10 protein-coding genes are annotated in these 13,413 nt (G+C 33.0%); all 10 read left to right on the forward strand.

Annotated elements, in window-relative coordinates:
* Nucleotides 1-140: 140 nt before the first annotated feature.
* The 10 genes from ABD935_RS03320 (at nucleotide 141) to ABD935_RS03365 (ending at nucleotide 13,158) form a co-directional block, all read left to right on the forward strand.
* Nucleotides 141-593 (forward strand): cold-shock protein, encoded by a 453-nt coding sequence (locus tag ABD935_RS03320; RefSeq protein WP_345190164.1) that lies wholly within the window; start codon nucleotides 141-143, stop codon nucleotides 591-593.
* Nucleotides 594-650: 57 nt separating this feature from the next.
* Complete coding sequence (locus ABD935_RS03325; protein WP_345190165.1) at nucleotides 651-1,565, forward strand: EamA family transporter; 915 nt, start codon at nucleotides 651-653, stop codon at nucleotides 1,563-1,565.
* Nucleotides 1,566-1,581: 16 nt separating this feature from the next.
* Complete coding sequence (locus ABD935_RS03330; RefSeq protein WP_345190297.1) at nucleotides 1,582-2,388, forward strand: DMT family transporter; 807 nt, start codon at nucleotides 1,582-1,584, stop codon at nucleotides 2,386-2,388.
* A gap of 214 nt (nucleotides 2,389-2,602) precedes the next feature.
* Nucleotides 2,603-3,703, forward strand: a complete 1,101-nt coding sequence (locus ABD935_RS03335; RefSeq protein ID WP_345190166.1) for a Re/Si-specific NAD(P)(+) transhydrogenase subunit alpha — start codon at nucleotides 2,603-2,605, stop codon at nucleotides 3,701-3,703.
* A 10-nt stretch (nucleotides 3,704-3,713) separates the two neighbouring features.
* A complete protein-coding gene (locus ABD935_RS03340; RefSeq protein WP_345190167.1) occupies nucleotides 3,714-4,022 on the forward strand; it encodes an NAD(P) transhydrogenase subunit alpha part 2 in 309 nt (102 codons plus the stop codon).
* Nucleotides 4,022-5,401 (forward strand): NAD(P)(+) transhydrogenase (Re/Si-specific) subunit beta, encoded by a 1,380-nt coding sequence (locus tag ABD935_RS03345; protein ID WP_345190169.1) that lies wholly within the window; start codon nucleotides 4,022-4,024, stop codon nucleotides 5,399-5,401. The genes ABD935_RS03340 and ABD935_RS03345 overlap by 1 nt, the downstream gene beginning before the upstream one ends.
* 290 nt (nucleotides 5,402-5,691) lie before the next feature.
* Complete coding sequence (locus ABD935_RS03350) at nucleotides 5,692-6,738, forward strand: glycosyltransferase family 9 protein (protein WP_345190170.1); 1,047 nt, start codon at nucleotides 5,692-5,694, stop codon at nucleotides 6,736-6,738.
* Nucleotides 6,739-6,887: 149 nt separating this feature from the next.
* Nucleotides 6,888-8,189, forward strand: a complete 1,302-nt coding sequence (locus tag ABD935_RS03355) for an MFS transporter (RefSeq protein WP_345190171.1) — start codon at nucleotides 6,888-6,890, stop codon at nucleotides 8,187-8,189.
* 457 nt (nucleotides 8,190-8,646) lie between these two features.
* A complete protein-coding gene (locus ABD935_RS03360) occupies nucleotides 8,647-9,270 on the forward strand; it encodes a hypothetical protein (protein ID WP_345190172.1) in 624 nt (207 codons plus the stop codon).
* A gap of 192 nt (nucleotides 9,271-9,462) precedes the next feature.
* Entirely contained in the window at nucleotides 9,463-13,158 is a 3,696-nt protein-coding gene (locus ABD935_RS03365; protein ID WP_345190173.1) for a metallophosphoesterase, read from the forward strand.
* Nucleotides 13,159-13,413 lie beyond the last annotated feature (255 nt).

Consider the following 13,413-nt stretch of genomic DNA (forward strand, 5'->3'; position numbering starts at 1 on the left):
TATAAACTATGCTTAATAATAATCTTGTGGGTAATTTATACGGAAATAGCCATTAATGGATTGATTATTATAGCAATCATAAATATTAGACGTATCTTTACAGCATATTAATTTACAAAAAAAGTAGGATATTTTAAACTATGGCAAAATCACAAGTCACATTTAACAAAATTGAAAAAGAAAAAAAACGCTTAAAGAAGAGAGAAGAAAAGCAAAAAAAGAAAGATGCTCGTAGAGCTGAAGCTAAAGAGAACCCACAAGGTATTCAGTTTGCTTATGTAGATTTTAACGGTAATTTAACCAACACACCACCAGACCCAGCTATGCGTGAAAAAGTAGAAGCTGAAAGCATTGAGTTGGGCATTCCTAAAAAAGAAGATAGAGAAGAAGAGGAGCCAACAAACAAAGAAGGCAAAGTGTCGTTCTTTGACCACTCTAAAGGTTTTGGTTTTATTTTAGACAGCATTAATCAAGAAAAATATTTTGTTCATGTTAGCGGAACTCTTGAACCTATTGAGGAAAACGACAAAGTAACTTACGAGTTAGAGCGTGGTCAAAAAGGCATGAATGCCGTTAGAGTAAAGAAGATTTAGTGTTCTTTTAGAAAAATATCTTCAAATTCTAATTTTATATAACGAAAAAGGCTAATTATGAGCGTATCGCGTAAAACGGTTCTAATCATTTTAGCCTTTTTTGCTATTTATATTATTTGGGGTTCTACATACATGTTAAATAAAATCGCGGTTTCGCAATTACCTCCCTTTTTTCTGGCATCTGTTAGGTTCATTATCGCTAGTATTATCATTTTTATAATAGCTAAATCTTTAAAAGTCAGCCTTTCTGTAACTAAAAAACAATTAACAAACTGTACAATTGCTGGGTTCTTGTTTTTAACTTTGGGCAATGGGCTAGCCGTTTTAGCTTTAAAATATATAGATAGTGGTTTTGCTGCATTAGAAATTTCGGCACAACCACTTGTAGTACTTATTATGATGCGATTACTTCATGGTAAACGTATTGCGCTTATGTCTTATATAGGGGTCGTTTTAGGCTTTATTGGAATCTTTCTTCTTGTAAGTCAAAAACAGATTATTACTCAAGAAGGACAAATATTAGGAATGATTTTAATTTTTGTCTGCATGTTAAGTTGGGCATATGCAAGTATTTTTGCCGGAAGGGCAGATTTGCCGAAAAATCATTTTGTAAATACAGGTTACCAAATGCTTACTGGTGGTATTATGCTTGGTATAATTAGTTTGTTATTAAATGAATCTTGGTCCTTGCCTAATTCATGGCAAACCGATGTAAAGTGGTCCATGTTAGGTCTTATAATTTTTGGAAGTATTATTGCGTTTACTGCATTTAATTATCTCTTAAAAGAAGTATCTCCAGAAAAAGTAGCGACTTCCACTTATGTTAACCCTATTATTGCTTTAATTTTAGGTTGGTGGGTACTAAATGAGCACATCTCTCTTCAGTCTATAATAGCCGCAGTTGTATTGCTTACAGGTGTTTATTTTATAAATACTAAACGCGTTTTAAAACCAAGACCTATTGGACGTTAAACTGGCTATTAAATTTATGATTATAAGTACCATGGCATTTGCTTGTATGAATGGTATTGTTAAGCACTTAGTACATATTAACGCCTACCAAATTGTTTTTTTTAGATCGGTAAGCTCCCTTTTTTTTACTTTCGGCTTTCTTCTAAAAAACAATATTCCGCTTTTAGGAAATAATAGAAAACTGCTTGTTTTACGAGGTGTGGTTGGTGTTACTTCCATGACACTGTTTTTCATGTCTACTAAATATTTGCCTATTGGCACTGCAGTTTCACTACGTTATATGGCACCGATTTTCGCAGCAATATTTGCTGTGTTTTTATTGAAAGAAAATATAAAACTACCGCAATGGTTCTTTTTTTTTATGGCTTTTGCAGGTGTATTGGTTTTAAAAGGTTTAGATACACAATTAAATAGTTACGGGTTATTATTAATATTTCTCTCTGCAGTTTTTAGTGGTCTGGTTTATATTGTTATTAGTAAAATAGGGAGGAAGGACCACCCTGTCGTTATAGTTAATTATTTTATGGTCATTTCTACAATAGTTGGAGGTGTATTATCGATTAACCATTGGATAAATCCCGTAGGTATAGAATGGTTCATGTTACTCGGATTGGGTGTGTTTGGCTATTTTGGCCAAGTATACATGACTAAAGCCTTTCAAATAGCAGCAACAAATCAAGTGGCACCACTTAAATATTTAGAAGTTATATTCACTGTGCTATTTGGAGTTTTCATTTTTAGTGAAGTTTATACCTTATGGAGCCTATTAGGCATTGCTTTAATTATTGGAGGTTTGATTTTAAATGCATTATATAAAAAATGAGGTAATATCATATTAATGTAGGGTATAATTACGTTTAAATATTAAAACATTAATTATTATAGATTGTTGAAGTATTTTGGCATATTCCTAATATTTTTATTGTCTTTTCAACGAATTTAATTGAATGCTACACTATTCGTAAAAGTAATTGCAACAGCTACTTTCCTGACGCGCTTTTGGATATATTTGTTCCCTTAAAATGATATCAACCACCATGAAAATAGGTATACTTAAGGAAACCCAAAAAGGAGAAAAGAGGGTTTCACTATCACCAAACATCTCGAAACAACTTATTGCAAAAGGATTTGAAATTATTGTTGAAGAAGGTGCAGGTGAAGCCTCATCGTATAAAAATTCAGATTATAAAGATGCTGGTGTATTAGTTGAAAAAAGAGGCGTAGTATTCAAAGATGCTCATGTTCTTTTAAAGGTTAACCCTTTTGATGAAGAGGATTTAAAACTTGTTGACAAAGGACAAGTTTTAATAAGCCAGTTATATCACAAATCAAACCCAAAACTTATTGAAGCTATTGCGTCAAAAGGTGCAACAGCATTTTCACTTGATGCTATGCCTAGGATTTCTAGAGCGCAGGACATGGATGTTTTGAGTTCACAAAATAACTTAGCAGGGTATAAGGCCGTTATTTTGGGCGCTTATGAAATGACAAAAATATTCCCATTAATGATGACTGCAGCTGGTACAATTACACCTTCTAAAGTTCTTATTTATGGTGTTGGTGTTGCTGGTTTACAAGCCATTGCTACAGCCAAACGTTTAGGAGCAGTTGTTGAAGCTACAGATATTCGTACTGAAACCAAAGAACAAGCAGAATCTTTAGGTGCCAAATTTATTTCGGTTGATAATGAAGGTGAAGAATCGGAAGGTGGCTATGCTAAAGAAGCTTCAGATGATTATGCCCTTAAGCAAAAAGAAGCCGTTAATAAATCTTTATTTCAAGCAGATTTAGTAGTTACCACAGCAAATATCCCAGGAAGAAAAGCACCAATTTTAATTACTGAAGAACAAGTTTTACAAATGAAAAATGGCGCAGTAATTATTGATTTGGCAGCTGCTCAAGGCGGAAATTGCGAGGTGAGCAAACTTAATAAAACCGTTGTTAAAAACGGCGTAAAAGTGATTGGAACAACTATAGCTCCTGAAAGTGTTTCTACAAATGCAAGCGAATTATTTGCAAAAAATATTTATAATTTTATTATCCATCTTACCGAAAATGGTGCTTTTAAATGGGATTTAGAAGAAGAAATCACAGATGAAACACTTATTGTTAAAAACGGTAAAATCAGAAAAAATTAAATAATCCATTATGAACCAATTAATAGAATTTATTCGCGATAATATTCAAATCACCTATATTCTTATTCTATCTATTTTTGTAGGCATAGAAGTGATTAAAAGTATTCCTGCAGTATTGCACACGCCTTTAATGTCTGGCGCCAATGCCTTGAGTGGCGTCGTTATTGTAGGTGCCATTTTAGTCATGCTCCATTCAGATCCAAATGATTATTTAGCTCTGACTTTGGGTTTTTTAGCTGTGGTTTTAGGAATTTTAAATGTGGTTGGTGGTTTTGCAGTAACTCACAGAATGTTACAAATGTTTAAAAAGAAAAAATAATGAGTGTTTTATTAAGTGTTATATATCTAATAGCAACCGTAACGTTTGTGGTAGGCTTAAATAAACTTGGTCATCCAGAAACAGCAAAAAAAGGAAATTTAATAGCTGCTGCTGGTATGGGACTAGCCATTATAGGAACTATTTTTATTCATGATTTACAAGTACCTATAATCATTTATATATTGATAGGTGCTGCCATACTTATAGGTTCAATTATTGGTTGGTTGATTGCAGTAAAAGTAGAAATGACAAAAATGCCTGAGTTGGTATCGTTATTTAACGGTTTTGGTGGTGCCAGTGCTACACTAATTGGCGTAGTAGAATTTAGTAAAAATGTAGATAGCACTATGCAGGCAACTACCATTGTTTCTGGTATAGTGATAGGTGCAATTACGTTTTCTGGTAGTTTAATTGCTTGGGGTAAACTTAACGGTTCATTAAAAAGTGTCATTAAAATTCCACAATATAATATTGTTAACAATCTGGTTTTTATTAGCATCATTGCACTTGCTGCTTATATGGTTGCTATAGGAGGATATAACCCATTATTCCTTTACGGATTATTAGCTGGTGGTTTGGTTTATGGGATTCTTTTTGTTTTACCTATTGGCGGTGCGGATATGCCTGTGGTAATCTCATTATTAAACTCATTAACAGGTATAGCTGCTGCTATTACTGGTATATTATATGATAATATGGTAATGCTTGTTGGTGGTATACTGGTAGGATCCGCTGGTATTATACTCACTATTGCTATGTGTAAAGCTATGAATAGAACTTTAAGCTCTGTTATTTTTGGGTCTTTTACAGCTACAAATGATATTTCTGGAGCTAATAAAAGTTTAGGAACTATTAAAAAAACAAATGCTAGTGATGCTGCCATTATGATGAATTACGCATCAAACGTTATTATTGTTCCAGGCTATGGTTTAGCTGTTGCTCAAGCGCAACACGTTATCCACGAATTAGAAGAAATACTTACTACAAAAGGTGTGAACGTTAAATATGCAATTCATCCTGTTGCTGGTAGAATGCCTGGACATATGAATGTGCTATTAGCAGAATCAAATGTCGATTATGGTTTGTTAGTAGAAATGGATGATATTAATCCGCAATTCAACAATACTGATGTTGTTTTAGTAGTTGGCGCTAACGATGTTGTAAATCCAGCAGCACATAACGACCCAGCAAGCCCTATTTATGGCATGCCTATTTTAGATGTTGAAAATGCTAAACATATTGTAGTAAACAAACGTAGCATGAATGCTGGTTATGCAGGCATTGAAAATGAGTTATTTTATAATTCTAAAACGGCCATGCTTTTCGGTGATGCAAAAGCGGCATTAACAGACTTAGTAAGTGAGTTGAAAAATATGTAAAAGGTTTTTGTTATTAAACCATGGACAAAAGTTACATGGTTTTTTTACAGACTGAAAGTCTGTTTCATTTGTGAAATCTTAACAATACTGATAGTCCATATTTTCAAATTATGAAAAGATTCGTGATAATTAGTGAAATTCGTGGCTGAAATTTTTAGAAACTAAAGCGAACTGCATTTAAATGCACAGTTTAACTAAATTTGAGATCAATAAATTCTTTAAAATTATCTATCTATTTAAATTAAAATTGTTCTTATAATTTGTAATTTACACGCTTTTTATAAGCTTGAATGAAAGTACCAAAAAGTATAAATAGTATTAGAAGAAGAGTAATGCATAGCATTACAAAAAACATTGGAAACTCTTACACTGATCCAACAGTTGACACTTCTAAAAAACTGGATATTAAAAAAGTCTTAATCATAAGACCTAACCACCGCTTAGGTAACCAGCTATTATTAACACCATTAATACTAGAGGTAATTAATACATTTCCAGATTGTAAAATTGATTTGTTTGTAAAAGGAGGCGTTGCTAATCCCGTTTTTCAAAATTATGCGGCAATAAATAAAATAATTCAGCTTCCTAAAAAACCATTTAATCATTTGTTTAAATACGCAAAGGATTGGGTTTCCATTAAGCGAACACATTATGATTTAGTCATTAATGGCGATAAGAATTCGTCGTCAGGACGATTACTTACACAAATTAGTAGATCTACTTTTAAGGTTTTTGGTGATGTTCATGAAGATATCCAGCTAGCTTACCCAGATTATCAACATATTTCAAAATATCCAGTATATAATTTAAGACGCTATTTAGAGAAATTAGGATTCAGTAAAAATAACAATCCTGTGCCAGTATTGGATATTAAGTTGAATGCTCAAGAAATTTCTGAAGGCAAAAAAATATTAGACGGTATTATTAAAAATAAAAAAGAAACCATCTGTATTTATACCAATGCCACCGGTGCCAAATGCTATTCTGAAACGTGGTGGTTAAGCTTTTATAATCGTTTATTAAAGGAATATCCAGATTATAACATTGTTGAAATGTTGCCAATTGAAAACATTTCAAAGATTAATTTTAAATCGCCTAATTTCTATAGTAAAGATATTCGCGAAATGGGAGCTATTATTAAAAACACATCTGTTTTTATTGCTGCTGATAATGGTGTTATGCATTTAGCAAGTGCTACTTTAACACCAACTGTTGGATTCTTTTCGGTTACAGATCCTAATATTTATGGCCCTTATGGAAATGGCAGTGTTGCGCTTCATACGGATAAAACTAATATTGAAGATTGGATTAAAGCCATTGATCGAATTCTTAAATAGATTCTAATTAACGTCGTCTTCGTCCTGAAAATTTCAAAGCGTCTCCATTTCCAAAACCATATTAAATATTAAAAAAGCAAATAAAAACTTGAACAAAATATAACACAATACCGTAAATTAAAAGTTACTTTTGGCTTTTTAAATTTAGCATGTCCAATCCAAATAGATTTTCAATAATAAACCCTAATAAATCACCTTTTTTTTATGGTTATGTTGTGCTTTTTATTGGAAGCATTGGTGTTTTAGCTAGTATTCCAGGACAAACTGTTGGCGTTTCTGTTTTTACGGATCCAGTAAAAGATGCCTTAGGACTCAGTAGAAATCAGTTTAGCAATGCATATATGATCGGTACGTTGTTGAGTGCCTTTTTTGTATCGAGAGCTGGTGTGTTGTTTGATAGGTATGGCGCAAGATATGTAGCTTTTTTTGCTGCTGCTTTTTTGGGCATTTCATTGCTTTTGTTTTCTATATCTGTTGATATAAGTGAAGGTGTAAAATCCCTAACTGATGTTGATTCTTGGGTGATTCCCTTTATGCTAATCACTATATTATTCTTTTTCATAAGGTTTTGCGGTCAAGGTGTATTAACCATGGCTTCTCGCAATATGGTAATGATTTGGTTTGACAAAAACAGAGGAAAGGTTAATTCTATAAGTAGCATTGCGGTATCATTAGGTTTCTCTAGTTCCCCAATTTTAATAGATAAACTTATAGATAATCATGGATGGGAGGTGAGTTGGCAGATACTAGCAGTTTGTTTGTTTATTTTTAGTCTTTGCATTTTACAGTTTTATCGCAACAGACCGGAAGATTTTAATTTAATACCAGATGGGTATGTAAAAAAAACTAAAGCTATTGAAATAGAAAAAGTTGAAACCAATATCACATTAAAAGAAGCAAAGAAAACTAGAGCTTTTTGGATGTTTGGATTAACATTAGCATTCAATAGTTTTTTTATAACAGGTTTTACCTTTCATGTTGTATCCATTTTTGGAAGTCAAGGTTATACGAAATTACAAGCTATTGCTATTTTTCTCCCTATATCAATTATTGCTATTTCTGTATCTACACTTTGTAATATCCTTAGTGATTATATTCAACACAAAATTTACTTGTACATCATGTTAACAAGTGGTGTTATAGCGTCTTTAGGGTTATTGTTTTTATCGCATCCAATCGGAGTATATTATTTAATAATAGGATTAGGAGTTTTTGGGGGATTATTTGCTGTGGTCAATGCTGTAACATGGCCAAGGTTTTATGGTAGAAAATATTTAGGAGCCATAACAGGAAAAGTAATGAGTTTTCTTGTTATAGCAAGCGCAATAGCACCAAGTTTGTTTAGTTATTGTTTTACAACTTTTGGCACTTACAGTTATATAAGTTACATAACATTGGCGTTTCTTGTGTTTTTAGTTATTGCATCTATAAAGATAAAAAGGCCTCAATAAAAATCGCCAATTGGTTTATCTGTTTATTTGAAATGAGGATATTTTAATGTTTAGTTACTTATACCAATTACAACTTAAAAACAAGCTCAATAAAAACGCCCTTTTTTCCTTTAATCTCATTTTAAATTATAATTGGTATTATCTGGGGTTTTACCAGCGTTTATAGATATGCGGTAGCTTCCTTATGAGTAAAATAAATCATATCTATTGTGATTGGAATTACAACTAGTTAATATAGTGGTTTACCCATATTTAATAGAATATATAATGAGACTTATTTTACATGTTTTATTTATATAATATATGGCATTATTCAATATCAACCTCATTTCATCGATGAATTTATACGTTCATATAATCTTTAATCCTTTCATCGTCAAATTTATTCGTTCATAAGATTTCTTGCTGTAAATAGATTTAATCATTTAATTTTGAAGTAATTACAAATAATTACCCCGTGAAAAATTTAATATACCTATTGTGCTTTGCCTCTTTTATAAACGCTAATGGCATGCTAAATGCTCAAGAAGTTGGGGCCGTTTTAAAAGAAGTTCCTTCTGATTATATTGGACGCAACCCTATTTATGATTATTCTGAAAATAGGTTAAACAATACGGATACTATTCCTGATTTTGAAACCCAGTCTGCTAAACTGAAAATTACAGGAACCATTTTTCTAAATGACGGCGTTACACCTGCTAAGGACGTCATTCTATTCATTTATCAATCCGATGATAATGGAGATTATGAAATGAAAATTAGCAACCAAAAACGTTATGTCCATAATAGAGGTTGGATAAAAACTGATGCCGACGGAAAGTATACGTTCTACACCTTTGTACCTGGTAAATATTATGGTAAAGGCGAATTTAAAACGATTCATCCTGTTATTAAAGAACCTGGAAAGCCAGAATATAAAATGTACTCTTTTCTTTTCGATGATGACCCATCATTAACAAAGTCTTGTCGTAAAAAACTAGAAAAAAAAGGCATTGATAACATTCTTAAATTAGATAAAAAAGAAGGTATGTTTGTTGCTACAAGAGATATTGTACTTGGCCAAAAAGATGGCGGATTATAAATAATATATTATGTCATCCTACTAAATTCATTTACTTTAACGCATCAAACAATATTCTTATTTTAAGCCACGTCTCGATAGCTATTGGGACGTGGCTTAATATTTTTAAAGTGTTATCCTGTTTAAACTTTTCTATTGCCGAATTTAGGCATAAGTTATTCTTATCTTAGTCACTTGAAATTTTTTCTTTAAATGAATAAAAAATCATATTACAAAATATTAGTTATTTTTTTGTTTAGCTCATGCGCTACATTTAAGCCTCAATATAAAAATGCTAATACAAATGTGGATATACCTAATGCCGAGGTTGAACATTCATTTTATCTCATTGGAGATGCAGGAAATTCACCATTAGGAGAGTCGTCCAAAGCATTACAAGCTTTTAAAGCAGCATTAAGTAAAGCATCAAAAAACAGTACAGCTATTTTTCTTGGTGATAATATTTATCCAAAAGGCATACCTAAAGCAAAAGATGTAGGAAGAGCTTTTGCAGAGCATCAAATGAACATACAAACTGATGCGGTTTCCGGTTTTAAAGGAAAAACGATTTTTATCCCAGGCAATCACGATTGGTATAGTAATGGCATAGCAGGCTTAAAACGTCAAGAAAAATTTGTTGAAACTATTTTAGGGAAAAATACGTTCTTACCGGAAAATGGGTGTCCGATTGAGAATATTCACATTTCTGATGATATTGAGTTAATTATTATCGATAGCCAATGGTACATAACTAATTGGGATAAGCATCCAACACTTAATGATGCTTGCGATATTAAAACGAGAGCCGCTTTTTTCGATGAGTATAGCAGTCTTATAAAAAAAGCAAGAGGCAAAACCACAATCGTAGCTGTACATCATCCCATGTATACTAATGGTTCGCATGGCGGTCAGTTTACATTTGGTAGCCACATGAAACCTCTTCCTGTACTGGGGACATTAAAAAACGTGATTAGAAAAACCAGCGGCATAGCCAATGTCGATTTGCAAAACTCACGCTATAACGAATTAAAAAAACGCTTGGTTACCATATCACAAGAAAATAAAAAAGTGGTGTTTGTATCCGGACATGAACATAATTTACAATATTTAACAGCCGATAACCTACGCCAGATTGTAAGTGGTTCTGGTTCTAAAGTTACGGCCACTCGCAATGCAGGAGGGGGACAATTCTCTTACGGAACACCAGGATATGTTAAATTAGACGTTTTTAAAGATGGGTCTTCTTATGCGCGTTTTTATGCTGTTGAAAATGATAAAGCCGTATATGAAACAGAGGTATTTCAACCTAATGTAAAAAAAACATTCACAACCTATCCTTTTAGTTTTCCAAAACAAAAGTCAGCCTCAATTTATTCAGAAGAAGAAACTGACAAATCAGGAGCTTATAAATTTCTTTGGGGTGATCGCTACAGAACATTGTATAGCACAAAAGTAACAGCACCAACGGTAAATTTAGACACCATGTATGGCGGATTAAGTGTTGTTAGAAAAGGCGGAGGAAACCAATCTAAATCACTTCGTCTTAAAGATAATAATGGCGCACAATATGTTATGCGCGCTCTTCGTAAAAACGCTGTACAATATTTACAGGCAGTCATGTTTAAAGATCAATATATCGAAAATCAATTTGATAATACAGGCACTGAAAATTTAATTCTTGATGTCTTTGCAGGTTCACACCCCTACGCGCCTTTTGCTATTGGAACATTATCCGATGCTATTGGCGTTTACCATACCAACCCAACACTTTATTATATACCTAAACAAAATGCTTTAGGTCATTATAATAATGAATTTGGAGATGAATTGTATATGATTGAAGAACACACTTCCGAAGGGCATAGTAATTTAGCGAGTTTTGGCTTTCAAGATGATATTATTAGTACGGACGATGTGATGAAAAAAATTCATAAAGATGAAGATATTGTTATTGATGAAGCATCTTATATTCGTGCGCGTTTGTTCGATATGCTTATTGGCGATTGGGACAGACACCAAGACCAATGGCGTTGGATAGAATTTAAAGAACATGGCAAAAAAGTTTACCGTCCTTTGCCTCGAGACCGCGACCAGGCGTTTTCTATTATGTCCGATGGTGCGTTATTGAGTGCTGCTGTAGCTATAATGCCAACGGCAAGATTACTTAGAAAGTATGATGATGATTTGGTAGATGTAAAAGGTATGAATGTGGAGCCTTATCCTTTAGATATGGAACTCATTCAAGAATCTGACAAAACCGTTTGGGATGCTCAAGTAAAAACGATTCAAAATGGCATTACAGACGCTGTTATTGAAGTAGCCTTTTTAAATTTTCCTGAAGAAGTTCGTGATAAAAACCTTGAAGACATTAAAAGAAAATTAAAAGCTAGGCGTGGTAACCTTCAAGCCATAGCCGATAGGTATTATAATTTGGTCAACAAATTTGCGGTTATAAAGGGGACCAATAAAGATGACTATTTTAAAATAGAATGTCTTAACAATGGAAACGTAAAAATCATAGCCCAACGTATTAAGAAAGGCGCAAAAGGGGAGGTGTTTCATGAACGCACCTACAATAAAGAACATACGAAGGAAATATGGATTTACGGTTTAGACGATGATGATGTATTTGAAGCAACAGGGAAGAATAATAAGATTAAAATTCGATTAATTGGAGGCCAAAATAATGATACTTATATGATTCCAGAAGGCGGTAAAATAGTTGTGTACGATTACAAAAGCAAGCCCAATGATGTGTCACAAGCAAAAAAGGCAAAGTTGAAACTCACAGATAAATATGACATCAATGTTTATGATTATAAAAAATTAAAAAACAATACCAATCAGCTTGTTCCAACTATTGGTTCCAATCCAGACGATGGCTTTAAAATAGGTATCACTAATACATATACAGCTTATGGTTTTGAGCGAAATCCGTTCACATCTCAGCATACACTTTCAGCAGCTTATTATTTTGCCACTCAAGGTTTTGATTTAGATTATAAAGGCGAGTTTACCAATTTTATTGGTAATTTAAACCTTGGTTTAGACGCACATTTTAATAGCCCTAATTATGCCGTAAATTTCTTTGGTTTTGGTAATAGCACACCTAATCCTGAAGCTGACGAGAATGATGGCTTGGATGCAAATCTAGATTATAACAGAGTAAAAATTAGAACCTTTAAGGCCATACCATCCTTAATCTGGCGCAGCGATCAAGGCGCTAGTTTTAAAGTGGGTGTTTTTTTCGAATCCAATGAAGTTGAAGACACTACAGGACGCTATATAAATAATTTTATCCCGGATAATACTGAAATTAATGACGAGTTCTATGGTATAGACGCACAATATTATTTTGAAAATAAAGACAATGACGCCTTTCCAACGCTAGGCATGCAATTCGGTTTACAAATAGGGTATAAAAATAATGTAGATACCAGTAAAGGCTTTGCATATATTATTCCAGAATTAGGATTTGATTACAAATTAATTCCAAGTGGTCAGTTAGTTTTAGCAACCAATTTGCGAGCACATGTAAATTCAGGTGATGATTTTGAGTTTTATCAAGGGGCAACTTTGGGCGCCAATACCGGATTACGTGGCTACAGAAACGAACGTTTCACAGGAAAAAGTGCCTTTGTACAATCTACCGATCTGCGGTGGAATTTTATGAGTTTAAAAACAGGGTTGCTTCCAATAAGTATAGGCGTTTATGGAGGGGCAGATTACGGACGTGTATGGATTGATAACAATCTAGTAATGGATGCTGCATTTAACAAAAATGATTGGAACACGTCTTTTGGTGGTGGGTTTTTTGTAAATATGGCAGGTATGATGACCGCAAACGTATCGGCTTTTAAAAGCGATGACGGATTGCGAATCGCTTTTAAAATAGGCTTTGGGTTTTAGCCTAAAATTGAAATAGATTCATGATTTAATATATATCATGATAATTAGAAAAGCACCAAAAAACGATATTCAGCCCGTCTTACTCTTTATTTTTACTCCCATACTTTGTTAGATAATTTTTCTCTATGAGCAGATACTGTTAATGATACTGCAAATTTAAATGGATTAATTAATATGGTTTGAACTTAGGTAGGGTTTTGCATTTTAAATAATTAAAATATATTAAGTTGTATTTTAATGCAAACATCATTAAAA

The organism is Algibacter agarivorans, from assembly GCF_039543245.1.
Lineage (GTDB): Bacteria > Bacteroidota > Bacteroidia > Flavobacteriales > Flavobacteriaceae > Algibacter_G > Algibacter_G agarivorans.

Bases quoted from the DNA above. Each gene is read 5' to 3' on its own strand.
- ABD935_RS03320 (WP_345190164.1), top strand. From the start codon at position 141: ATGGCAAAATCACAAGTCACATTTAACAAAATTGAAAAAGAAAAAAAA.
- ABD935_RS03325 (WP_345190165.1), top strand. From the start codon at position 651: ATGAGCGTATCGCGTAAAACGGTTCTAATCATTTTAGCCTTTTTTGCT.
- ABD935_RS03330 (WP_345190297.1), top strand. From the start codon at position 1,582: ATGATTATAAGTACCATGGCATTTGCTTGTATGAATGGTATTGTTAAG.
- ABD935_RS03335 (WP_345190166.1), top strand. From the start codon at position 2,603: ATGAAAATAGGTATACTTAAGGAAACCCAAAAAGGAGAAAAGAGGGTT.
- ABD935_RS03340 (WP_345190167.1), top strand. From the start codon at position 3,714: ATGAACCAATTAATAGAATTTATTCGCGATAATATTCAAATCACCTAT.
- ABD935_RS03345 (WP_345190169.1), top strand. From the start codon at position 4,022: ATGAGTGTTTTATTAAGTGTTATATATCTAATAGCAACCGTAACGTTT.
- ABD935_RS03350 (WP_345190170.1), top strand. From the start codon at position 5,692: ATGAAAGTACCAAAAAGTATAAATAGTATTAGAAGAAGAGTAATGCAT.
- ABD935_RS03355 (WP_345190171.1), top strand. From the start codon at position 6,888: ATGTCCAATCCAAATAGATTTTCAATAATAAACCCTAATAAATCACCT.
- ABD935_RS03365 (WP_345190173.1), top strand. From the start codon at position 9,463: ATGAATAAAAAATCATATTACAAAATATTAGTTATTTTTTTGTTTAGC.